Origin of the sequence: Chelativorans composti, from assembly GCF_039541695.1 — a bacterium.
GTDB lineage: Bacteria > Pseudomonadota > Alphaproteobacteria > Rhizobiales > Rhizobiaceae > Chelativorans > Chelativorans composti.
Window position 1 is genome coordinate 1 of record NZ_BAABGS010000009.1, and the last position, 22,327, is coordinate 22,327.

A 22,327-nucleotide genomic window follows, 5' to 3' on the forward strand; every position below is an offset into this window, starting at 1 on the left:
GCAGCAGCTGTGTACTAACGAACTCGGGGCCGTTATCACTTCGAAGGTATTTTGGTGCGCCACGCAGGCTGACCAAGCGGCTGAGCACCTCGATTACCCGCTGGGCACGGATGCTGCCGGCAACGTCAATCGCCAAGCATTCCCGCGTGTATTCGTCCACCACCGTCAAACATTTAAGTGTCTGACCGTTGGCGCAGGCGTCGTACACAAAGTCGTAGCTCCAGACGCTATTCCGGCCAGTCGGCAGGCATGGTCGAGGCAGCGAGCTCGCCACACGGCGCCGCTTACGTTTCGCAGGCACTTGGAGCCCTGCTTCCCGCCATAGACGTGAACAGCGCTCCTGGCCAACCTGAATGCCTTCGCGGCCCAGGAAGACACGGATACGACGAGAACCAAAGCGTGGGTACTGACCTGATAGGCGTTGCATAACCTCAATCACCGGGGCATCCTTCGTAGGCATCTTCAGCGTGTAATACAAACCGGAACGGGAAACATCCATCAGCGCACAGGCCCGACGCTGGGAGACGCCACGAGAGATGGCGTACCTCGCCTGCGCCAGACGAGCCTGTGCGCCTACCATTTTTTTGAGTTGATCTCCTTCATCACATCGATTTCCAGCTCCCGGTCGACCAGCAACTTACGCAGCCTGGCGTTTTCGGCCTCCAGCGCCTTCAGGCGTTTGACCTCGTCCGTTTCCATGCTGCCGAACTTCTTACGCCACACGTAGATCGTGGCTTNCCGACTATTCCTCCGTTGCCTTCGAATGCGCATACATTTATCGCCCGATAGTGTATTTCCAGTTTGACCGTGACGAGTTTTTCGCCGGAGATCACGTCTACACGCGTGGCTACTTCGATTATCGCGAGCACGGCTTCGGGCCGGTCGTCGAAACCGGGGACCAGGTCCTGGACGCCATCCAGAAGGTGCTGGAGGGTCAGGAGGATCCGGTCTATGCGCAGCGGCGGGAGTCGTTCTTCGCGTTCCGGGACGGCCGGTGCTGCGAGCGGGTCTATAACGCGATCCTCGAAATTTTGCCGGAAAGCTCGAGAAGCGAGCTGACGTCTTCACCTGGGCAGCGGCTGGCCGCAGAGTAGGTGAGGTCATGTCGCGAAGCACCGCGCTCCTTTGCATCTGGCTACCCGAAGGCGGCCCGATCCGGCTGGCGGCCGCGAGCCATGTCAGAGCAGGTGGCCTCTCTGCCAAGCAGCCCGGATGACACCTCGCGCAACGCGGAGCGGCCCCCCAGAATTGGAGCTGGACGCTCCCGTCGAGCCTTGATCTCCGTGGGACGCAAGACGTTGTCGCGGCGATCGGTCAGGAGCGGCGAGCATGAGTTCCTCAGTGGCCCAGCGCCGGCGCCTGTTGCTGGTCCTGACGCAGCGCGGGTGCCGGTCGCGGTTTGGAGGGGGTATCCGGGCAACTGACAAGGCCCGGATCACTCGGCAATGCCGATATGCAGCCGGGCGAAGGCAATCAAACTTTCGATATGGTTGGCGACGGCCTTGAAGCAGGCGTCGGCATCAGCGCGCTCCAGAGCGTCGATGATTTCCAGATGCTCCTTGGCGTCGGGCTTCAGCCTGTCTTGCAGCTGGTCTATCTCGAACAGGCGGGTGGTCGCGCGAAGGTTGCGGAGCACTTCCGCCATCACCTGATTATCGCAATAGTCGATGATCAGGTTGTGCAGATGGTCATCCGCGTCCCAGTGAACGTCGATATGGTAGCTGGTCGCGTTCATCAGCTCTTCCGTCTCGCGGCGCACCTCGATGAGCTTGCGCGCCGGGATGAAGGGCATGGACTGCACCGCCGCGTGCGGCTCGATCAGCAGGCGCAGCTTCAGGCTCTGGATGTATTCGCCGATGTCGACATGGCGCACGACGTAGTTCCGTCCGTCACCCTTGCGGACGAGGCCTTCGCCCTCCAGGCGCTGGAGCGCTTCGCGGAGTGGCGTGCGCGACACGCCCAGAAGCTCGGCCAGACGGGCCTCGACAATGACGTGCCCCGCGGCAAGCCGCCGCCGCCGGATCATGTCGGACACCGCCCGATAGGCCTGAGCGGCGAGCTTGTCGCCGTGTCGCAAAGGCTTGCCGCTGTCGGCTCTGGTTTCAGAAATGCTCACGCCCATGTCTCCCTTCTTCCGTTCCTCCTGCGGCTGCGTTCCTGTCCGGGGGACTTTTCACGGGTCACTCCATCGTTCATAGCAACGCGGGGGAATTGTGAGAGGAACACAAAGCTATGGTTGAAAGTGCCGCCGCCAACAAGAGCCTCGCCGACGAGACCTACGACGCGCTTCTCGAGGAAATTCTTGCGGCCAGGCTTGCCGGCGGCACCGTGGTCCAAGAAAGGCGTCTGGCCGAACGCCTCGGTGTCTCGCGGTCGCCGATGCGCGATGCGCTCGGGCGCCTGGAGGGCCAGGGGCTCCTGATTCGCAACGACAAGGGGGTGCTGACGGTCCGCATCATCGCCCTCACGGATTACCTGAACGCAATCTCGGTGCGAATGCTTCTCGAGCCGACGGCTGCGGCGCTGGCGGCGGAGGCGATCGACGCCGCCGAAGTCAAGCGGCTCGCGGAAATGCTCGAAGCTCTGGATGCCGACCCTGACCCCGAGCCGGCCGTTGTCTGGGCCTTCGATGACGTGCTCCACGATAGCATTGGCGCGGCAAGCGGCAATCCCTTCATGGCGGAGACAATCGTCCGGATGCGCCGTTATACGACGATCTTCGAGCGCCAGCGCAAGCTTGCCCAGCGCAAGCCGGGCCTCGAAGACCATCAGGCGATCCTGAGGGCCCTCGCCGCCCGTGATCCGCAGGCGGCGCGCGAAGCGATGACGATTCATCTGGACCAGGTCCGCAGGAACGTTCTGACGACATACTAGCAGCTTCACGCCGGCTCTTCCGATTTTTCACCTGTTTCGCGAGGTCAGCGAAAAGCGCTTGCAACGCATCGTCGCCGAGTGTATAGGAATGGTATACCAAAATTATGCGAACGAGACAAGCGTTCGCCGAAAACAACCAGTCCAGAGGGTTTCATGTTGCTTCGCAAGGTTTCTTCCGCCGCCGCAGTCCTGCTCGCATCCACCGTTGCCGTTCTTGCCGGGGACTGCACGCCGAAGGTTGCCGATTCCGAGCTGATCAAGCCCGGCGTGCTCGTCATGTCCACGAACCCGACGCTGCCTCCGCTGCAGTATGTCGACTCGGCGGGCGAGCTGAAGGGTATGCGCGTCGAGCTCGGCACGGAGATCGCCAAGCGGCTTTGCCTGACGCCCGAATACGTCCACATCGAGTTCTCTGCGATGATCCCCGGTCTCAGCGCCGGCCGCTGGGACATGATCAACACCGGCATCTTCTTCACCGAAGAGCGCGCGGGCATGATGCAGATGATCCCCTACGAGGATCAGGCAATCAGCGTCTCCGTGGCTTCCGGCAATGAGGCCGTGAAGACCAAGGAGGATCTCGCCGGCCTGCGCATCGGCGTGGAGATCGGGGGCTTCGAGGAAACCAAGACCCGCCTGCTCGACGAGGAACTCAAGGCTGCCGGCAAGGAAGGTCTCGTCATCCAGACCTTCGACAATTTCGCGCTCGCCTATCAGGCCCTGCGCGCCGGCCAGGTCGACGGTGTGGTGTCGATCGATGCCGTCGCCAAGGAATACGACGCCCGCGGTGACTTCCGCCGTGCGGTAAGCGGCCTCTATCCGGCCCCGGTTGCCTTCGCGATGAAGAGCCCTGCGCTTGCCGACGCCGTATCGGAAGTTCTCAAGGAGATGAAGGCGGACGGTTCACTCGCTGCCCTGTTCGACAGCTACGGCGTTCCGATGCCGGAAACGGACTATTCGGTGAAGGGTCCGGGCCGCTGATCCCGGCAGGCGCACGCCCCTGACTGCGGCGCCGCGTGGCCGGCGCCGCCTACACCCCCGGATTGAAAGGCTGACCCATGTCGATCTGGAGCTGGTCCGGCTTCTTTGACTATCTCTTCAACCCGTTCATCCTCGGCGGCGTCTTCACCACGATCTGGCTGACCGCCGTGTCGCTGGTCGCTGGCCTGATCCTCGGCTTCGTCATCGCGCTCATGCGGCGCTCAAAGCTTGTACCGCTGCGCGGGATCGCCTGGTTCTACGTCTGGCTTTTCCGGGGCACGCCGCTCCTGGTGCAGCTGATTGTCATCTACACGGCTTTGCCGCAGCTCGGCATCCGCTTCTCGGTGGTCGAGGCCGCGCTTCTTGGCCTGGCGCTGAACGAGGCGGCCTATCTCGCCGAGATCATCCGCGCGGGCATCGAGGCGGTACCCGAAGGCCAGTCGCGCGCCGCCCGCGCCCTCGGCATGACCGAGCATCAGATCATGCGTCATATCGTGGCTCCGCAGGCCTTCAAGATCATCATTCCGCCGCTCGGCAACTCGGTGAACGGCCTGCTCAAGACGACCTCGGTCACGTCGGTCATCTCCATGGAAGAGCTGCTCCGCCGCACGCAGGTGCTGATCCAGGAGAAGTTCATGGTGCTCGAGCTCTTCGCCGTGGCCGCCATCTACTACCTGCTGCTCACCACCGCCTGGGATTTCGTTCAGCGGCGGATCGAGCGGAAGTTCGGCCAGTCCACGGCCGTTGCCTCGCCGCAGAAGCGGTGACGGTTTCCAGACAAGGGAAAAGTGCATGTCTAAGAAGTTCCGCGGTGTCTACACCGTGATGATTACCCCGGTCGATGAGAATGGCCGCCCCAACCTCTCCGCGCTGGCCGATCTCACCAATTGGCAGATCGAGCAGGGGGTCCATGGGCTGATTCCGCTCGGCTCGACCGGTGAATTTCTCTCGCTCTCCGATGAGGAATGGGACAGCGTCGCCCGCACGGTCATCGAGGCGGCCGCGGGCCGCGTTCCGGTGCTGATCGGAACAGGCGCGGAAGACACCCGGGAGGCCGTCCGCCTCAGCCGGAAGGCGGAAGCGTTCGGCGCCGACGGCGTCATGATCATTCCGCCGTTCTACTCGACGCCCACCGATGACGAGCTGGTTGAGCACTACAAAACCATTGCCGCGGCGATTTCCGTCCCGATCATGGTCTACAACAACCCGGCGACGTCCAACGTCGACATGAAGCCGGAGCTGCTCGCCCGCATCGCGGAGATCGAGGGTTGCGACTACGTCAAGGAATCGACGCTCGAGGTGTTCCGCATCCGCGATATCATCCGCCTGGCGGGCGAAAACATGACGCCCTTCGGCGGCATCATGGGTTTCGAGTCCTTCGTCATGGGCGCGCAGGGATGGGTTGCGGTGGCTTCCAACGTCGCGCCGGGGCCGATGGCCCGCATCTTCGAGCTCGCCGCCGACGAAAAGAAGTACGACGAGGCCCGTGCCCTGTACCTTGAGTGGCTGCCGATCATCAATGCCGTGGGCGGTCAGGCCTATGTGGCGGGCACCAAGTCGCTGCTCAATCACATGGGCTTTGCGGCGGGCAAGCCGCTGCCGCCCCGCCTGCCGCTTCCACCCGAAAAGGATGCCGAGATGAAGGCCCTTGTGGAGCGGTTCAACCTCCGCTTCCCACGCTGAACCGGGGAACGAACGATGCTGGCTCCGACGCAACAGAGCGCCCAGGCAACCATCCACGTGGATGGCGTACCATACACCGTGGAAGCTGGCCTCTCGGTTGCGGCGGCGCTGACGCGTCACGGCCGGCCCGACTTTTCCACGGACGCCGCCGGAAGGAAGCGCGGCGTGTTCTGCGGCATGGGCGTGTGTCATGACTGCCTCGTGACGGTGGACGGGCGCACGAGTCAGCGGGCCTGCATGACCGTGGTGGCCGATGGCATGCGCATCGAGCGCCAGCAGCCAAAGCCGGACATAGCCTCGCCGGCGCTCGCCGATCTCCGGCCCGTCCCGGAGGAGATCGAGCGACGTTACATGGACCTGCTGGTGGTGGGCTCCGGTCCAGCCGGTCTTTCCGCCGCCATTGCCGCCGCGGCGGCCGGCGCATCGGTCACCATCGTGGACGAGCGCCACACCGCCGGCGGGCAGTTCTACAAGCAGCCGAACACCGATGCTGCCCGCGAGGGGCTCGCCGGAGACCGCCAGGCAGGCGACGGGGCAAGGCTCATAGCCGAGGCACAGAGGCTCGGCGTCACCATTCTGGGGGATGTTACGGTCTGGGGCGCGGCGCTTGACGACGATGGAATTCCGGTCATCGCCTGCCTTGGCCCGGAGGGCGCTTTCTACTGCCATCCGAAGATGCTCGTCATCGGCACGGGTGCATTCGAGCGGCCCGCGCCCGTTCCCGGCTGGACGCTTCCGGGCGTGATGACCACCGGCGCCGCCCAGACGCTGCTGCGCAGCTATGGCACGTTGCCGGGACGGCGCGTCGTCATCGCAGGCAACGGCCCTCTCAACATTCAGGTTGCCGCCGAAATCGTGAAGGCTGGCGGCACGGTGGTGCGGCTCGTCGAGCGTGCTGCCGCTCCATGGGCCCGTCCGGCCGAGGCTGCCGCGCTACTGCGCCATGACCCCGCCCTTGCCGTCAAGGGCATGAAGGAAATTCTCCGCCTGAGCCAGGCCGGCGTGCAGTTCGCATGGCGGTCCAACGTGACCTCCATCCAGGGCGACGGACGCGTCGCTTCCGTCACGCTCTCCGGGCCGCACGGCGCGGAAGTCCTGGAAGCCGATACGGTGCTCCTCGGTGGCGATTTCACCTCCTCCAATGAACTCTCGCGCTTGCTGGGCTGTGCCCATAGCGTGCGGGAGGACGGGACCTTGCAGGCCGTCTGCGGGCCGGACGGCGAAAGTTCGCTGCCGAATGTCCATATTGTCGGCGAAGCTGCCCGGTTCGGCGGGGCTCACATCGCCATGGCGGCTGGCCGGCTTGCAGGGCTCGCCGCGGCCCGGAAGCTTGGCCTGAAGGCGGAGCCTGACAAGACGGCTCTGCGCAAGCTCGAGCGAGCAACCGCCTTTCAGGCGGCGCTTTGGAAGCTCTTCGCGCCAGTAGCGCCGGAAGCTTCCGTCGAAGACACAGCCATAGCCTGCCGCTGCGAGAGTGTTCTTGCGGGCACGCTGAAGGGGACGGCGGAGACGAGCCCTCCCGACATTTCGACGCTGAAGCGTCTCACCCGCGCCGGCATGGGCCGTTGCCAGAGCCGCTATTGCAGCCGCATATTGACCCGGCTTGCCGGGCGCCCGGTCAGCGAAACCAACGGCCTGCTTGCGCCGCAAATGCCGTTGCGTCCGGTTCCTCTCGCCGCGCTGGCCTTGGAGAAGCCCGAATGGGGCGGCCACAAGCGGGCCCTGTTGCCGGAGCGTCCGCCGCTGCCGCATCCCGACCCGCTGCCTGTCGGAGAGGTTTCAACCGTCATCATCGGCGCAGGCATTGCGGGCCTGTCCACCGCCCTGTTCCTTGCCCGCGCGGGCGAGGACGTCGTGGTTCTCGAACGCGCCTATCCGGGCGGCCTCGCCTCCGGTGGCAATGCGGGCAGTCTCCATGCGCAGCTGCTGTCATTCGATCACGGTGCGCGTGCCGAGGCAGGAGGCGCGCCCGCCGCGCGGACGCTGCCACTGCAAAGGGACTCCATTCTGCTCTGGCAACAGCTCGAGAAGGAGCTGGGTCGCGATTTCGAGATGAAGATTACCGGCGGTCTGATGGTCGCCGAGACTGAGGACCATCTCCGTTTCCTGGAGGGAAAGACCCGCGTCGAACGGCAGATGGGCATTGAATGCCACGTCATCGGAAAGACGGAGCTTGAGCGCCTCGAGCCGCTCCTGTCGCCCCGCATGATCGGCGCGGCCTACTGCCCGCTCGAAGGCAAGATCAATCCCCTGGTCGCCACCCGCCACGTGCTGGACGCGGCCGTTGCCACCGGCGCACGTGTATTCGACCGGACGGAGGTTCTCGCCATCGAACGGGACGGCTCGGGCTACAGGATCATGACTTCCCGCGGGCTGATCCGCGCGGGCAGGGTGGTCAACGCGGCTGGTGCTTTCGCTTCGCGGATCGGCCGGATGCTTGGTCTTGAGGTGCCTGTCTTCGGCGCTCCGCTGCAGATGGTGGTTACAGAGGCTGCCGCGCCCGCCATCTCCCATCTCGTAGCCCATGCCGACCGGCACCTGACGCTGAAGCAGGCGGCCAACGGCAATTTTCTCATCGGCGGCGGCTGGACCGCCGGACTCGATCCCGTGCACAGCCATCCGCGCCCGTTGCTGTCGAGCATCGAGGGCAACCTCTGGGTGGCGCAGCATGTCGTGCCCGGCCTGCGCAAGCTGCATGTCATCCGGACCTGGGCAGCGATGAACATCAACATCGATGGCGCGCCGATCCTCGGCGAGCACCCGGCGATGCCGGGCTTTTTCAACGCCGTCACGTCCAATGGCTTCACGCTCGGGCCGATCGTGGGCCAGCTCACTGCGCAACTCGTACTGGGGCGCGATCCCGGCCGGGACCTGTCGCCCTATTCAATCCGCCGTTTCCACGGAGAGCGATGATGATCGAGATCACCGGCGTCAGCAAATATTACGGCAGCTTCCCTGTCCTCAAGAACTGCACCACGCGCGTCGACAAGGGCGAGGTGGTGGTCATCTGCGGGCCTTCGGGTTCGGGCAAGTCCACGCTCATCAAGTGCGTCAATGCGCTTGAGCCGATCAGCGAAGGCTCGATCAAGGTCGACGGCATCGAGGTGAACGATCCGCGCACCAACCTGCCGGAGCTGCGTACACTGGTCGGCATGGTCTTCCAGAACTTCGAGCTGTTCCCGCACCTGCGCATCGTCGAGAACGTCATGCTCGCCCAGCGCATCGTGCTCGGGCGCAGCGAAAGCGCAGCACGCAAGACCGCTATGACACTGCTCGATCGCGTCGGCCTCGCCGACCATGCCCACAAGTTTCCGAGCCAGCTCTCGGGCGGCCAGCAGCAGCGCGTTGCGATCGCCCGGGCGCTCGCCATGAACCCCAAGGCGATGCTGTTCGACGAGCCCACGTCGGCGCTCGATCCCGAAATGATTTCGGAAGTGCTGGACGTCATGACCAGCCTTGCCGCCGAGGGTATGACAATGATGATTGTCACCCACGAGATGGGTTTCGCGCGCAAGGTTGCGACGCGGATGGTCTTCATAGACCGGGGTGAAATCATCGAAGACCGTCCGACCGAAGAGTTCTTCACCTCCCGCCACAATCCCCGCACCGAGGCGTTCCTCGGCAAGATCCTGCACCATTGAGGCTGTCCATGAGCACGTTCGATCTCATCATCAGGGGCGGAACCATCGCGACCGCATCCGATGTCTTCAAGGCCGACATCGGCATCAGGGACGGAAAGATCGTCCAGATTGGCGCGGCCCTGGAGGGCGCTACCGAAGTCATCGACGCCACCGGCAAGTATGTGCTGCCCGGCGGCATCGACAGCCATGTCCACATTTCGCAGCCGTCCGGCGAGGGCATCTCGATGGCAGATGACTTCGAGAGCGGCACGCTTTCCGCACTTTTCGGCGGCAACACCACGATCATGCCTTTCTGCCTCCAGGAGAAGGGCCGTCCGCTGCGCGAGGCGCTGAACGCCTATCACGAGCTGGCCGAAGGCAGCTGCTATACGGACGTGAGCTTCCACCTGATCGTTTCGGACGCGAGCCCGACGCTGCTCGGTCAGGAACTGGCCGCTCTTGCGGAGGAAGGCTACGCTTCGTTCAAGGTCTTCATGACCTACGAAAATCTCCGCCTCAACGACGCGGAGATCCTGAAGACGCTGGACGTCGCTCGCCAGACCGGCTCGACCGTGATGATCCACTGCGAGAATGAGGATGCCATCCGCTATCTCGTGGAAAAGCACGAGGCGGCCGGAGACGTGGCACCACGCGCCCACGCCACGACGAGGCCCATCGCCGCCGAACGCGAGGCCACGCACCGGGCGCTCACGCTGGCCGAGATCGCCGAGGTGCCAATCGTCATCGTGCATGTCTCGAACGGCCAGGCCATGGATGAAATTTCGCGGGCCCGCGCGCGTGGCCTGAAGGTCTACAGCGAGACCTGCCCGCAGTACCTGATGCTCACCGCCGAGGACCTGGATGGCATGGATTGGGAGGGCGCGAAGTTCGTCTGCTCGCCGCCGCCCCGGGACAAGGCGGCGCAGGAGGATTGCTGGCGCGGCATCGAAACGGGCGTGTTCGACCTGTTCTCCTCCGACCACTGCCCCTTCAGGTATGACGACGAGCACGGCAAGCGGGCGCCGAAGGCGCTCGAGAGTTTCCGCCATATCCCCAACGGCATTCCCGGCGTTGAGACGCGTATGCCTATCCTGTTCTCCGAAGGCGTCATGAAGGGCCGCATCGACCTGCCGCGCTTCGTCGCGCTGACGGCGACCAACCATGCCAGGACCTATGGGCTCTACCCTGAGAAGGGCACGATCGCGATCGGCTCCGATGCGGACATTGCCATCTGGGATCCGTCGGTCAAGAAAACCATCCGCCATGCGGATCTGCACGACGGCGCGGACTACACGCCCTACGAGGGTGTCGAAGTGACCGGCTGGCCGACGACAGTGATCCTGCGCGGACGCGTCATGATCCGGAACGGAGAGCTCGTCGGTCGCAAGGGCGACGGCCAATACCAAACGGCGCGCACGCGCACCCTTTAGTCTTGTTCAGGGCCGTTCCGGGCGGGACACCGGTTCCCGGAGCGGCTGCAGTCAGATCGGGAAAACTCATGAAAATCAAAGTGACTGCTGGTCCCTTCGTCTTTGACGCGGTGCTGGAAACGGAAAAGGCTCCGCAGACCTGCAAGGCCTTCCTCGAGCGCATGCCCTTCGAGGGCAAGATCGTGCATGTGCGCTGGTCGGGTGAGGGCGTCTGGATTCCGCTCGGTGATTACAGCTTTGGCGTTGGCTACGAGAACGCGACCAGCCACCCGGCACCGGGCCAGGTCATCCTCTACCCGGGTGGCATCAGCGAGACGGAAATCCTGCTTGCCTATGGTGGCGTGGACTTTTCGTCGAAGGTAGGCCAGCTTGCCGGCAACCACTTCATCACGCTTACCTCGAACCTTGACAAGCTGCCGGAGCTCGGCCGCAAGGTGCTCTGGGAAGGCGCGCACGACATCCGGTTCGAGCTGGCCTGACCGCAGAAGGCAAGAGCCTGCCGTAGACGGACGCCGAAGGCCTTCAGGACAGTCTCGCCAGCCTTCAGAAGGAATGTCCGTTCCTCCGGGGTAGGGCCGTGGCGCTCAGCTTCTTCAGTGCCGCGGTCGCGTGCCGGATGAACTCCAGCCCGATCGGCGGCAGGCGCGGCTGGTCCGTGTAGACGAAGGCAAACTGGTGTGGAACCGCCGGCTCGAACGGCCGGATGTCGATCTCGAGATCCGTGCAGTCCTGGACCAGCAGCGCATTGACGATCGAGATGCCGATTCCCTGGGCGGAGAAGCCGCAAGCCGAGGCCACGGAATGCGCCTCGATGCGGATTGTCGGCGCAATCCCGTGGGCAGAGAACACCAGATCGAGGTCGTGCCGGGGAGCGCGGCGCCAACCGAGCAGCACGAGAGGCTCGCCTTTGAGATCGGACGGTCGTATGACGCTGAGTTCCGAAAGCCTGTGTCCGCGCTGCATGACACAGACCGATTTCGTCTCGATGACATCCGAACGCGTCAGGATGGTTGATGCGTAGGGCAAGCGGAGAAAGGCGATCTCCGCCTGTTTCTCCTCCAGCATGCGCTGGATGACGTCATAGGTTCCGTGCAGAACCTCGAGGCGTATGTCCGGGCATTCCTTCAGGAAATCGGCGATGATCGCCGGCATGATGCGCCGCGAGATTCCCGGTGGTACGGCGATCCGTAGCATGGCGCTCGCGTGCTGACCGAGGCGGATGTGTTGCGCGGCTTCCCGCAACGTGTGCAGCCGCTCCAGCACGTCGGCCACCAGCGGTTCGGCCATCTTGTTGGCGCGGGAGGGCACGAGACGCACGCCGTCCCTGTAGAAAAGCTCCAGCCCCAATTCCTCCTCAAGCTGGCTGATGCGCCGGCTGATCGCCGACTGTGATATCCCCAGGAGTGCGGCCGCCGCCTGTGTGGAGCCCGTGCTCATGACGGCGCGATAGGCTTCCAGGTTCTTGAGTTTCATCCGCCTCCCCGGATTTATGCGCAAAACGCATAAAAATTCGCACTTAACTCATAATATTGCAAGCATATCCCGCGCGTGATTTGCTTCTCTTCAAGCGCCGGAGGACTGACGCTTGGTGAGGAGGCCCGATTGACTGCATTTGTGATCCGCCGTCTCTTGCAGGCGCTGGCCGTACTGTTCGTGACGTCGGTGATAGTGTTCGCTGGCGTTTATGCCATCGGCGATCCCCTGGAGATCCTCCTGCCGGCAGATGCGACCATGGCCGAGCGCGAGCAGGTGACCCGTTCGCTCGGCCTCGACAAGCCGCTCATCGTGCAATACGGCCTGTTTCTGTGGAATGCCCTCCACGGGGATCTGGGTACGTCCTTCGTCTACAACCAGCCGTCGATCAGCATCATTCTGCAGCGTCTGCCCGCGACGCTGGAACTGGCCTTCAGCGCGCTTTTCCTGTCAATCATCATTGGCATTCCGCTGGGGCTCTGGTCGGGGCTGCGCCGCGGCACCACCGTCGACGAGACGATCATGACCGGATCGATCCTCGGCTTCAGCCTGCCCAATTTCTGGCAGGGCATGATGCTGATCATGATCTTCTCGGTCTATCTGGGCTGGCTGCCGTCCACCGGTCGCGGCCAGACGGGCACGATCTTCGGCGTTGAGACAAGCTTCGCGACCTGGGACGGCATCCGGCATCTGATCCTCCCCGCCGTCAACCTGTCGCTGGCCAAGATTGCGCTGGTGATCCGGCTCACGCGCGCTGGTGTCCAGGAGACGATGCCGCTCGACTTCATCAAGTTTGCGCGGGCGCGCGGGCTGTCCTCCAGGCGCATCGTGCTGGTCCATGTGCTGAAGAACATCCTGATACCGATCATCACGGTGATCGGCGTCGAGTTCGGCTCGCTGATTGCCTTCGCGGTGGTGACGGAAACGATCTTTTCCTGGCCCGGCGTTGGCAAGCTGATCATCGACAGCATCCGGGTTCTCGATAGGCCCATCGTCGTTGCCTACATCCTCGTCGTCGTAACCATGTTCATCACGATCAACCTGATCGTCGACATTCTCTACTCCATTCTCGACCCGCGCATCAGGAGCAAGGCCCAATGAGCGCGCTGACCTTACGCCTGCTCGGGAACGGCATGCTGTCGACGGCGCTGAACGGCATCTTTGCCAGCACCAAGGCGACCATCGCGTTCGTCGTCTGCCTCATCCTCGTGTTCGCGGCCATCTTCGCCCCGTGGCTCGCGCCGCAGAATCCATACGACCTGATGCAGATCGACTTTTTCGATGCGCGGCTGCCCCCGCTGTCGAAAAGCATGAGCGGCATGACCTACTGGCTCGGTACCGACACGCAGGGCCGCGATATGCTCTCGGCCATGCTCTATGGTTTGCGGACCAGCCTCGGCGTGGGCCTCCTTGCGGGATTTCTGGCGCTGGCGGTGGGATCTGCCCTTGGCTTGCTGGCGGCCTATGCCCGCGGCAGGCTCGACGCGCTGATCATGCGCATTGTCGACCTGATGCTGGGCTTTCCGACAATCCTGATCGCTCTCCTGATCCTCGCCATCTTGGGGCAGGGCACGTGGAAGGTGATCCTGGCGCTGGTGCTGGTGCAGTGGGCCTATTTCGCGCGGGCGGCCCGCGGCGCGGCGCTGGTGGAGGTCAACAAGGACTACGTGGAGGCGGCGCGCTGCCTCGGCCTGGGCTGGGGGCGGATCCTGTTCTCCCATCTGCTGCCGAACTGCCTGCCGCCGCTGATGGTGATCGGCACCATCCAGATCGCGAATGCGATCGCGACGGAGGCCACGCTCAGCTTCCTCGGCATTGGCCTGCCCATTACGGAGCCGTCCCTCGGCCTGCTGATCTCCAATGGCTATCAGGTCCTGCTCGCCGGGCTCTACTGGATAAGCGTCTTCCCCGGACTGCTGCTCCTCACCCTGGTCTTTTCGATCAACATCGTTGGCGACCGACTGCGTGAAGTCTTCAACCCGAGGCTTGCGGCATGATGGAACTGAAAACCGCAGAAACGATCCTCGAGGTCCGCGACCTGCAGACCCACTTCTTCACCCCGCAGGGGGTGGTGAAATCCGTCGATGGCGTCAGCCTCACGCTGAAGCGGGGCGAAATCCTCGGCCTCGTCGGCGAGTCCGGCTCGGGCAAGTCCATCACCGGGTTCTCGATCCTGGGTTTGGTGGATCCGCCGGGGCGCAACGTGGGCGGCTCCATCCTCTTCAGGGGCGAGGAGCTCTTGAACGCGAGCGAGGAACGTCTCCGCAGCCTGCGCGGCAATCGCATCGCCATGATCTTCCAGGATCCGATGATGACGCTCAACCCCGTGCTCTCGATTAAGACGCACATGATCGAGACGGTGCTGGCGCACGACAATGTCGGCCGGGAAGAGGCGCTGGCGCGGTCCATCGAAGCGCTCCGCATGGTTGGCATATCGCAGCCGGAAACCCGCATCGAAAGCTATCCGCACGAATTTTCCGGCGGCATGCGCCAGCGCGTGGCAATCGCCATCGCGCTCCTGCACAAGCCGGACCTGATCATCGCGGACGAGCCGACAACGGCCCTGGACGTCACGATCCAGAGCCAGATCCTGTCGGAAGTGCAGAAGCTCTGCCGCGAATTCGGGATGGGCCTTATCTGGATCAGCCACGACCTGGGCGTGGTGGCCGGTCTCGCTGACCGCGTGGCCGTCATGTACGCCGGGCGGATCGTGGAACAGGGCACGGTCGACGAAGTGCTCGACTCGCCGCGCCATCCCTACACCGCCGGCCTCATCGGCTCAGCCCCGGCGGCAAATCGGCGCGGTGCGCGGCTCCAACAGATCCGCGGAGCCGCACCCCATCCGCTCAACCGCCCGGAAGGCTGCGCCTTTCGTACGCGCTGCGACTATGCCACCGACATGTGCCTCAAGGAGCCGCCGGAAACGGCCGGCAGTCGCGCCCACCGGTGGCGTTGCTTCCACCCGCTGGCCGACGCGCAACTGGAGACGCTGCCATGACGGATGTGTTCGCGGAAGTTAGGAACGTCTCCAAGCGCTTCTCCTCGCGGCCGGACTTTGCGGAGAGGATTGCGATCCGGCTCGGCGCGGCCGCGCAGCCACCGGTGGTTCACGCGCTGGACGGTGTGGACCTGCAGGTTCGCCGCGGCGAGGTGGTGGGCCTAGTAGGCGAGTCGGGCTGCGGGAAATCGACCCTCGGCCGCATCATCGCCGGCATGCTGCCGCCCACAGAGGGCGAGGTCTACATCGAGGGCGTGGAGCGCCGCACGCTTGCCGGACAGGCTGCCAGGCGCGCAAGGCTCAACACGCAGATCATCTTCCAGGACCCGATGTCCTCGCTCAATCCGCGTAAGCGGGTGATCGACATCATCGGCGAGGCGCCGCTTGCCCACGGGCTGATCGCGCGCAGCGAGAAGCGCGCCTATGTCGAGGACCTTCTTGTGACGGTCGGGCTCGACCCTTCCATGGCGGGCCGCTATCCGCATCAGTTCTCGGGCGGACAGCGCCAGCGCATTGGTATCGCTCGGGCGCTGGCGGTCAAGCCGGAGTTCCTCGTCTGCGACGAGAGCATCGCCGCCCTCGACATTTCCATCCAGGCGCAGATCCTCAATCTGTTCATGGACCTGCGCGAACAGCTGAACCTGACCTACCTGTTCATCAGCCATGACCTGAGCGTGGTCAACCACATCGCTGACCGCGTGGTGATCATGTATCTCGGGCGGATCGTCGAGGAAGGCACGGCCGCGCAAATCTTCGACAGCCCCAATCATCCCTACACTGCGGCTCTGCTGGCCGAAATCCCTCGTATCGACCGCCGGCACAGGACATTCCAGACCATCAAGGGCGAAATTCCGTCACCCATCAATCCGCCGTCGGGATGCCATTTCCACCCGCGCTGTCCGTTTGCGATGGACCGCTGCCGCATGGAGCGTCCTGCACTTCGCACGCTCGCCGATGGCCGCAAGAGTGCCTGCCACCTCAACGATCTCGAGCGGCGGCCCGATTTTGATCTCAACGAAAAGGGAAGGGAGAACGCATCATGAAATCTCTGAAAAGATGGGGCAATGCAGCGGCGCTTGCCGCGGCTCTGCTGTCTTTGTCGGCGCTTACGGCGCTGGCTGCCGACGTGGTGATCGGGCGCGCCAACGAGCCTTCGGCGATCGATCCGCAGTTCTCGCGCACCGGCAACAACCAGATGACTGCCGACAACATGTTCGAGACGCTGCTGCGGACGGACGAGAACCTGCAGATGCACCCGCATCTGGCGACCGAATGGACCAACATCGATCCGCTGACCTGGGAAATCTCCATCCGGAAGGACGTGACCTTCCACGATGGTTCGCCCTTTACGGTCGATGATGTCATCTATTCGCTGGACCGCACCGACGAGGTGCCGAACAGCCCGGCTCCGTTCTCCGACATGGTGAGCTCGATCGACCGACTGGAGAAGATCGATGACTACAAGTTCCGCGTCATCACCAAGGCCCCGAACCCGGCCCTGATGGAACAGATTGGCCGCGTCTTCATGGTCTCGAAGAAAGCGACCGAAAATGCCACGCTGGAGGACTTCAACTCCGGCAAGGCCGCCATCGGCACCGGGCCGTACAAGTTCGTCGAATGGCGCCCGGCCGAGTACCTGAAGCTTGCGGCGTATGAGGGCTACTGGGGCGAGAAGCCTGACTTCGAGAACGTCGAAATCCGCTTCATCCCGAATGACGCCGCCCGCACGGCAGCTCTTCTCTCGGGCTCGGTCGACATCATCGACGCCGTCTCGCCCTCGGATGTGCCGCGGCTTGAGGGTACCTCGAACATCAAGGTCTTCCCCGTTGAATCCGGCCGCCTTGTCTATCTCGCGCTCAGCATGCGCGACAACATTGCGCCGGGCGTCGTGGATGCCGCCGGCAATCCGATCGAACCCAATCCGTTCCGCGACGCGCGTGTCCGCAAGGCGATCTCCAAGATGATCGACCGGCAGATGCTCGTTGACCGGGTGCTCAATGGCGCCGGCGTGCCGTCGGTGCAGATCGTGCCGTCGGTGCTCGGAGGCTATGTCCCGGATCTGCAGCCCGGTTCGGCGGATCCCGCCGGGGCGAAGGCCCTGCTGGCGGAAGCCGGGTTCCCGGATGGCTTCGGCATCACGATCTACTCGTCCAACGACCGCTTCCCCGGTGACGGCGATATCACGCAGGCCATCGGCCAGCTGCTGGCCCGCGGCGGCCTGAAGGTCAACGGCGTGCAGACGCAGCCTTACAACGTCTATTCGTCCGCCGCGACCAAGGGTGAATACGGCGCCTTCGTCTTCTCGCTTGGTTCGTCCACGCCGAATGCGGAAGCCAACCTGCGCGCGCTTCTGCAGACCTATGACAAGGAGGCGGGCACCGGCGGTTTCAACCGCATGCGCTATTCCAACCCTGAATTCGACGCCGCGCTGCAGAGCGCGATCGGAGAGTTCGATCAGGAAAAGCGCATGGAAAAGCTGCAGATCGCAACCCGTATCGCAATGGAAGACCAGGCGATCGTGCCGCTCTACTTCCAGAAGATCTACTGGGCGGCACGTGACGGTATCGACTTCACGCCGAACCTGTCCGAGCGCACCGTCGCCCAGGATGTACGGATTGCCAAATGAGCTTTGTTCCCAACGAGCTGACGCCACCTGAGCCGGTGGCTGATGATGTCGTCGTGCATCGCAACGTCATGGTTGTGATGCGGGACGGCGTTCATCTGGCGACGGACGTCTACCGCCTAGCGGTAGACGGACGGCCGGTGGACACGCCCCTGCCGGTCATTCTGGAGCGCACGCCCTACAACAAGCGCGGCACCTCACGGACGGAACGCTCAGTGAAGAACCCGGCGCCAAAGACGCGCGAGGAGCTTGCCATCCACTACGTCCGCCGCGGTTTCATCGTCGTGTGGCAGGACTGCCGCGGCCGCTACGACAGCGAAGGAACGTTCGTGAAATACCTGTCGGAAGGCGAGGACGGGTACGACACGATGCAGTGGCTGGTCTCCCAGCCCTGGACCAATGGCATGATCGGCACGCAGGGCCTTTCCTATGGCGCGCACACCCAGATGGCGCTGGCCTGCCTCAACCCGCCGGGCCTGGCCGCAATGGCTGTGGATTCCGGCGGCTTCTCCAACGCCTACACCTGTGGAATCCGCCAGGGCGGCGCCTTCGAGCTGAAGCAGGCGACCTGGGCCTACAATCACGCGCAGGAAGGGACGGACGAGCGCACCGCTGCAGCCATCGCGGCTGAAAATCTCCACGACTGGTTCACCCGGATGCCGTGGACGAAGGGACGCTCGCCGATCCGCTGGAATCCGGAGTACGAGGATTACTTGCTGGAGCAGTGGCAGCAGGGCACCTTCAACGACTTCTGGAAGAAGGTCGGCATCTACGCAGCCGGATACTACAAGACATTCCCGAAGGTTCCGATCGTCTTCATGTCGAGCTGGTTCGATGCCTATGTCACGACGACGCTCGAGAACTACATGGGCCTGAAAGGCGACCCGGACCGTCCGCTGACGCTCATCATGGGGCCCTGGACGCACGGCAACAGGTCGTGCCGGGTCTTCGGCGACGTGGATTTCGGTCCCGAAGCGACCTTCGACGGCCAGATCGACGAGGATTGGCTGGCCTACCGCGAGAAGTGGTTCGCCCGTTACCTGAAGGGTGACGTGGCCCATGACCTCGCCGGCCGCGTCCACATCTTCCTGATGGGAACGGGTAGCGGCCGCAAGACTGAAGAAGGACATCTCGACCATGGCGGCCGCTGGATCGAAAGCAGCGACTGGCCCCTGCCGGAATCGCGGGAGTTCAACCTTTTCCTGCATGCCGACATGGCCCTGAAGGAAAGGGTGCCGGATGAGGAGAGCGCTTCGATCAGTTACGATTTCGACCCCTCCAACCCTGTCCCGACCATCGGCGGCGCGCTGACCTCCGGCGAGCCGATCTTCACCGGCGGCGGTTTCAATCAGGTGGAATCGGAACAGTTCTTCGGATGCAGGAACCCCGGACTTCCGCTGACCGCGAGGCATGACGTGCTGAGTTTCGAGACGGAGCCGCTCGAAGAGGATCTTGCCGTTATCGGACCGGTGGAGGTGGAGCTTTGGGTGACCACCGACGCGCCGGACACGGATTTCACCGCCAAGCTGGTCGACGTGTATCCCCCCTCTGAGGACTATCCGCGCGGTTATGCGCTCAACATCACGGACGGTATTTTCCGCGTGCGCTACCGCAACGGCTTTGACCGGCCGGAACCGGTGCAGCCGGGAGAGGTCTTCAAGATCACCATTGCTCCCTTCGCAACGGCGAACCTGTTCAAGAAGGGGCATCGCATCCGGCTGGACATCTCCTCTTCCAATTTCCCGAAATACGATGTGAATCCGAATACCGGCGAGCCGGAAGGCACGAGCCGACGCAAGCGGATTGCCACCAATACAGTGTTCATGGAGCGCAATCGCCCGTCGGTTCTGAAGTTGCGGGTGTGCAGCTCAATCGGCAGGAAGTGACCGAGCACTGAGGCTTGCCACACTGCGCAAATAGAGGCCCGCGAGCCGATCGCGGGCCTCTGTCTGTCATGCGGCACCGTGGTTTTGGGGTCCGGACCCTCATAATTCCACCTGGCTTGATCCATGCCATGGAACATCGGTGTCGAGCAAATAGTGTGCTATTGGGAGATTATCAGCCTTTGATCGGATCAGGCTGCCAAAGGTTCGCCCCTGCGGCGGCCTCCCTGGGGCTGCGAGCTTGTCCGGTAGCAGCCCCAACGGTTTCCGCGGTTCCGGATGCCAGATGGATTCCATTTTCCAGGAACCGCCCCAAGAGGCAGGTGGAGAAACGATGACAGAAAACCACTCCGGCCACGGTGGCAAGCATCATTGCTGCGGGCCTCACGAGAAACCGCAAGAGAAAGCGCAGACGCATCACTGCTGCCAATCCAATGAGACTGCCCAGAAGTCTCATGGTTGCTGCCACGGGCACGATCAGCACGGCCACCATCATCACCATGGGGGGCACCGGAAAACTGTTGCTCCGCGCGCAGACCTGGGTCCTGGAACCGTCTATACCTGCCCGATGCATCCCGAGATCCGGCAGATCGGTCCGGGTAGCTGCCCGATCTGCGGCATGGCGTTGGAACCGGAGGTGGTGTCGCTGGACACCGGTCCCAATCCCGAACTCGTGGACATGACCCGGCGGTTCTGGATCGGGCTTCTGCTCACCATCCCGGTCTTTGTGCTGGAGATGGGCGGGCATCTGGTGGACCTCCATGGGGTGATCCGCCAGCAGACGTCGAACTGGATCCAGCTGGTGCTTGCGACGCCCGTCGTGCTCTGGGCCGGGTGGCCGTTCTTCGAACGCGGGTGGAAGTCTATCGTCACGCGCCATCTCAACATGTTCACGCTGATCGCGATGGGTACCGGCGTGGCCTGGCTCTACAGCATCGTGGCAACCTTGGCGCCCGGCCTGTTTCCGGAAGCGTTCCGGTCGCATGACGGGTCCGTGGCTGTCTATTTCGAGGCCTCTGCCGTGATCACCGTCCTTGTCCTGCTGGGGCAGGTGCTGGAGCTCCGAGCCCGCGAGCAGACGGGCGGGGCCATCCGCGCGTTGCTCGACCTGGCGCCGAAGACCGCGCGGCGCGTTGGTCCCGACGGAGCGGAGGAGGAAGTGCCGCTGGAGCTTATCGAAGTTGGCGACCGCTTGCGCGTGCGGCCCGGCGAAAAGGTGCCGGTCGACGGCGTTCTGCTGGAGGGCCGCAGCTCGGTGGACGAGTCCATGATCACAGGCGAAGCAATGCCCGTCACCAAGGAAATGGGCGCGGAACTCATCGGCGGCACCATCAACCAGACCGGCGCCTTCGTAATGGAAGCGCGCAAGGTCGGGCGGGACACGATGCTCGCCCGGATTGTCCAGATGGTCGCCGAGGCACAGCGCTCCCGCGCGCCGATCCAGCGCTTGGCCGATCAGGTCTCCGGCTGGTTCGTGCCGGCAGTGATTGCGGTGGCCGTCATCGCCTTCGCCGCCTGGATGATCTTCGGCCCTGAGCCCCGTTTCAGCTACGCTCTCGTGGCCGCTGTCGCCGTCCTCATCATAGCCTGTCCCTGCGCGCTGGGGCTCGCCACGCCCATGTCGGTCATGGTCGGCGTCGGCCGGGCGGCCAGCATGGGCGTACTGATACGCGACGCCGAGGCGCTGGAACGTTTCGAGAAGATCGACACGATTGTTGTCGACAAGACCGGAACACTCACCGAAGGCCGGCCGAAAGTGACGGCCATCGTCGCGGCCGACGGTGTGGATGAAGGCGACCTGCTGCGGCTCGCAGCCTCTCTGGAGCGATCGAGCGAGCACCCGCTGGCGCATGCCATCGTCGAGGCCGCGAACGAACGGGGGATCTCCCTGAGTGAGGCCTCCTCCTTCGACAGCCCGGTGGGCAAGGGCGTCACAGGAACTGTTGAAGGCAGGCAGCTCGTCATCGGCGGCCAGCGTATCATGGAAGAAGCGGGTGTGGATGTGGCGGGCCTTGCCGGAAAGGCGGAGGAGCTGCGGCAGGAAGGAGCCACGGTCATCTTCGCCGCCATGGACGGTTGCGCGGCCGGTCTCTTCGGTATCTCCGATCCGATCAAGCCGACGACGCCCGACGCTGTGAAGGCGCTTGTGGCGGATGGCGTGAGAATCGTCATGCTGACGGGCGACAACGAGACCACTGCGCATGCCGTCGCCCGCCGCCTTGGTATCACCGAGGTGGTGGCAGATGTATTGCCGGAGGAAAAGAGCCGTATCGTGTCGCAGCTGCGCGGCGAGGGCCGTGTCGTCGCAATGGCTGGCGATGGCGTGAACGACGCGCCTGCGCTTGCGGCAGCGGATGTCGGCGTTGCGATGGGCACGGGCACCGATGTCGCGATCCATAGCGCCGGCGTGACGCTCATCCGCGGCGACCTGCAGGGCCTTGTCCGCGCGCGCCAGATCAGCCGGGCCACCATGCGCAACATCCGGCAGAACCTGTTTTTCGCCTTCATCTACAATGCGGCAGGCGTGCCGATCGCGGCGGGCATTCTCTATCCGGTGATGGCGCTTCTGCTGTCGCCGGTCATCGCAGCGGCGGCCATGTCGCTGTCGTCCGTCAGCGTGATCGCCAATTCGCTGCGGTTGCGACGGCAGGAGCTGTAGTGCGCAAGACCAAAGCGGGGCGGACAAGCCGCCCCGCTTGGCGTGCAGCTCAGGAATCCCCGGACATCCCGCACTGCCTGAAACCTGGTCGTCCGCCTTGCAGATC

The 22,327-nt window shown here is 63.8% G+C and carries 18 protein-coding genes and 2 pseudogenes; 16 read left to right on the forward strand and 4 right to left on the reverse strand.

The genetic code is table 11. The features are described 5' to 3' along the window. A pseudogene (locus ABD906_RS01040) lies at positions 1-732 on the reverse strand (IS3 family transposase); the annotation flags it as partial. A 20-nt stretch (positions 733-752) separates the two neighbouring features. Between ABD906_RS01040 and ABD906_RS01045 the strand changes: the two are divergent. Continuing rightward, positions 753-1,094, forward strand: a pseudogene (locus ABD906_RS01045) (CDP-glycerol glycerophosphotransferase family protein); the annotation flags it as partial. A gap of 341 nt (positions 1,095-1,435) precedes the next feature. Here the strand turns inward: ABD906_RS01045 and ABD906_RS01050 are convergent. Further along, positions 1,436-2,116: a GntR family transcriptional regulator gene (locus ABD906_RS01050; RefSeq protein WP_345097730.1), complete on the reverse strand. Its 681-nt coding sequence runs from the start codon at positions 2,114-2,116 to the stop codon at positions 1,436-1,438. Between the two features lie 116 nt (positions 2,117-2,232). Here ABD906_RS01050 and ABD906_RS01055 point away from each other — a divergent pair, with 116 nt between their 5' ends. The 8 genes from ABD906_RS01055 (at position 2,233) to ABD906_RS01090 (ending at position 11,064) form a co-directional block, all read left to right on the forward strand. Continuing rightward, entirely contained in the window at positions 2,233-2,874 is a 642-nt protein-coding gene (locus ABD906_RS01055; protein WP_345097731.1) for a GntR family transcriptional regulator, read from the forward strand. Between the two features lie 153 nt (positions 2,875-3,027). After that, on the forward strand, positions 3,028-3,852 hold the full coding sequence (locus ABD906_RS01060; protein WP_345097732.1) for an ABC transporter substrate-binding protein: 825 nt from the start codon (positions 3,028-3,030) through the stop codon (positions 3,850-3,852). Positions 3,853-3,929: 77 nt separating this feature from the next. Further along, on the forward strand, positions 3,930-4,619 hold the full coding sequence (locus tag ABD906_RS01065; protein ID WP_345097733.1) for an amino acid ABC transporter permease: 690 nt from the start codon (positions 3,930-3,932) through the stop codon (positions 4,617-4,619). Between the two features lie 25 nt (positions 4,620-4,644). After that, complete coding sequence (locus ABD906_RS01070; RefSeq protein WP_345097734.1) at positions 4,645-5,535, forward strand: dihydrodipicolinate synthase family protein; 891 nt, start codon at positions 4,645-4,647, stop codon at positions 5,533-5,535. Positions 5,536-5,550: 15 nt separating this feature from the next. Then, entirely contained in the window at positions 5,551-8,448 is a 2,898-nt protein-coding gene (locus ABD906_RS01075; RefSeq protein ID WP_345097735.1) for an FAD-dependent oxidoreductase, read from the forward strand. Then, the gene (locus ABD906_RS01080) at positions 8,448-9,176 is read left to right on the forward strand and encodes an amino acid ABC transporter ATP-binding protein (RefSeq protein ID WP_345097736.1); all 729 of its coding nucleotides are present in this window, start codon (positions 8,448-8,450) and stop codon (positions 9,174-9,176) included. Before ABD906_RS01075 ends, ABD906_RS01080 begins: the two co-directional genes overlap by 1 nt. Positions 9,177-9,184: 8 nt before the next feature. Beyond that, positions 9,185-10,585, forward strand: coding sequence for a dihydropyrimidinase (hydA, locus tag ABD906_RS01085; RefSeq protein ID WP_345097737.1), 1,401 nt, complete (start codon positions 9,185-9,187; stop codon positions 10,583-10,585). 68 nt (positions 10,586-10,653) lie between these two features. Continuing rightward, positions 10,654-11,064, forward strand: coding sequence for a DUF3830 family protein (locus ABD906_RS01090; RefSeq protein ID WP_345097738.1), 411 nt, complete (start codon positions 10,654-10,656; stop codon positions 11,062-11,064). 64 nt (positions 11,065-11,128) lie between these two features. Here ABD906_RS01090 and ABD906_RS01095 read toward each other — a convergent pair whose 3' ends face one another. Continuing rightward, the gene (locus ABD906_RS01095) at positions 11,129-12,058 is read right to left on the reverse strand and encodes a LysR substrate-binding domain-containing protein (protein ID WP_345097739.1); all 930 of its coding nucleotides are present in this window, start codon (positions 12,056-12,058) and stop codon (positions 11,129-11,131) included. Positions 12,059-12,187: 129 nt separating this feature from the next. Between ABD906_RS01095 and ABD906_RS01100 the strand changes: the two genes are divergently transcribed. Genes ABD906_RS01100 through ABD906_RS01125 form a run of 6 tightly spaced genes read left to right on the forward strand, consistent with a single transcriptional unit; the run spans position 12,188 to position 19,565 of the window. After that, a complete protein-coding gene (locus ABD906_RS01100; protein ID WP_345097740.1) occupies positions 12,188-13,159 on the forward strand; it encodes an ABC transporter permease in 972 nt (323 codons plus the stop codon). Next, positions 13,156-14,055 carry an ABC transporter permease gene (locus tag ABD906_RS01105; protein WP_345097741.1) on the forward strand — a complete coding sequence of 300 codons (900 nt, stop codon included), beginning with the start codon at positions 13,156-13,158 and terminating at the stop codon, positions 14,053-14,055. Before ABD906_RS01100 ends, ABD906_RS01105 begins: the two co-directional genes overlap by 4 nt. Further along, the gene (locus ABD906_RS01110) at positions 14,052-15,056 is read left to right on the forward strand and encodes an ABC transporter ATP-binding protein (protein ID WP_345097742.1); all 1,005 of its coding nucleotides are present in this window, start codon (positions 14,052-14,054) and stop codon (positions 15,054-15,056) included. The genes ABD906_RS01105 and ABD906_RS01110 overlap by 4 nt, the downstream gene beginning before the upstream one ends. Further along, the gene (locus tag ABD906_RS01115; protein ID WP_345097744.1) at positions 15,053-16,099 is read left to right on the forward strand and encodes an ABC transporter ATP-binding protein; all 1,047 of its coding nucleotides are present in this window, start codon (positions 15,053-15,055) and stop codon (positions 16,097-16,099) included. The genes ABD906_RS01110 and ABD906_RS01115 overlap by 4 nt, the downstream gene beginning before the upstream one ends. After that, positions 16,096-17,682: an ABC transporter substrate-binding protein gene (locus ABD906_RS01120; protein WP_345097745.1), complete on the forward strand. Its 1,587-nt coding sequence runs from the start codon at positions 16,096-16,098 to the stop codon at positions 17,680-17,682. Before ABD906_RS01115 ends, ABD906_RS01120 begins: the two co-directional genes overlap by 4 nt. Further along, positions 17,679-19,565: a CocE/NonD family hydrolase gene (locus ABD906_RS01125; protein ID WP_345097746.1), complete on the forward strand. Its 1,887-nt coding sequence runs from the start codon at positions 17,679-17,681 to the stop codon at positions 19,563-19,565. The genes ABD906_RS01120 and ABD906_RS01125 overlap by 4 nt, the downstream gene beginning before the upstream one ends. A gap of 172 nt (positions 19,566-19,737) precedes the next feature. Here the strand turns inward: ABD906_RS01125 and ABD906_RS01130 are convergent, their stop codons facing one another. Further along, on the reverse strand, positions 19,738-20,064 hold the full coding sequence (locus ABD906_RS01130) for a hypothetical protein (protein ID WP_345097891.1): 327 nt from the start codon (positions 20,062-20,064) through the stop codon (positions 19,738-19,740). Between the two features lie 66 nt (positions 20,065-20,130). On the opposite strand from ABD906_RS01130, the gene ABD906_RS01135 reads away from it, so the two are divergent. Next, positions 20,131-22,221, forward strand: a complete 2,091-nt coding sequence (locus tag ABD906_RS01135; protein ID WP_378187868.1) for a copper-transporting P-type ATPase — start codon at positions 20,131-20,133, stop codon at positions 22,219-22,221. Positions 22,222-22,327: the final 106 nt, after the last annotated feature.

Bases quoted from the DNA above. Each gene is read 5' to 3' on its own strand.
- ABD906_RS01055 (WP_345097731.1), top strand. From the start codon at position 2,233: ATGGTTGAAAGTGCCGCCGCCAACAAGAGCCTCGCCGACGAGACCTAC.
- ABD906_RS01060 (WP_345097732.1), top strand. From the start codon at position 3,028: ATGTTGCTTCGCAAGGTTTCTTCCGCCGCCGCAGTCCTGCTCGCATCC.
- ABD906_RS01065 (WP_345097733.1), top strand. From the start codon at position 3,930: ATGTCGATCTGGAGCTGGTCCGGCTTCTTTGACTATCTCTTCAACCCG.
- ABD906_RS01070 (WP_345097734.1), top strand. From the start codon at position 4,645: ATGTCTAAGAAGTTCCGCGGTGTCTACACCGTGATGATTACCCCGGTC.
- ABD906_RS01075 (WP_345097735.1), top strand. From the start codon at position 5,551: ATGCTGGCTCCGACGCAACAGAGCGCCCAGGCAACCATCCACGTGGAT.
- ABD906_RS01080 (WP_345097736.1), top strand. From the start codon at position 8,448: ATGATCGAGATCACCGGCGTCAGCAAATATTACGGCAGCTTCCCTGTC.
- hydA (WP_345097737.1), top strand. From the start codon at position 9,185: ATGAGCACGTTCGATCTCATCATCAGGGGCGGAACCATCGCGACCGCA.
- ABD906_RS01090 (WP_345097738.1), top strand. From the start codon at position 10,654: ATGAAAATCAAAGTGACTGCTGGTCCCTTCGTCTTTGACGCGGTGCTG.
- ABD906_RS01095 (WP_345097739.1), bottom strand. From the start codon at position 12,058: ATGAAACTCAAGAACCTGGAAGCCTATCGCGCCGTCATGAGCACGGGC.
- ABD906_RS01105 (WP_345097741.1), top strand. From the start codon at position 13,156: ATGAGCGCGCTGACCTTACGCCTGCTCGGGAACGGCATGCTGTCGACG.
- ABD906_RS01110 (WP_345097742.1), top strand. From the start codon at position 14,052: ATGATGGAACTGAAAACCGCAGAAACGATCCTCGAGGTCCGCGACCTG.
- ABD906_RS01115 (WP_345097744.1), top strand. From the start codon at position 15,053: ATGACGGATGTGTTCGCGGAAGTTAGGAACGTCTCCAAGCGCTTCTCC.
- ABD906_RS01120 (WP_345097745.1), top strand. From the start codon at position 16,096: ATGAAATCTCTGAAAAGATGGGGCAATGCAGCGGCGCTTGCCGCGGCT.
- ABD906_RS01125 (WP_345097746.1), top strand. From the start codon at position 17,679: ATGAGCTTTGTTCCCAACGAGCTGACGCCACCTGAGCCGGTGGCTGAT.
- ABD906_RS01130 (WP_345097891.1), bottom strand. From the start codon at position 20,064: ATGGTGATGATGGTGGCCGTGCTGATCGTGCCCGTGGCAGCAACCATG.
- ABD906_RS01135 (WP_378187868.1), top strand. From the start codon at position 20,131: ATGCATCCCGAGATCCGGCAGATCGGTCCGGGTAGCTGCCCGATCTGC.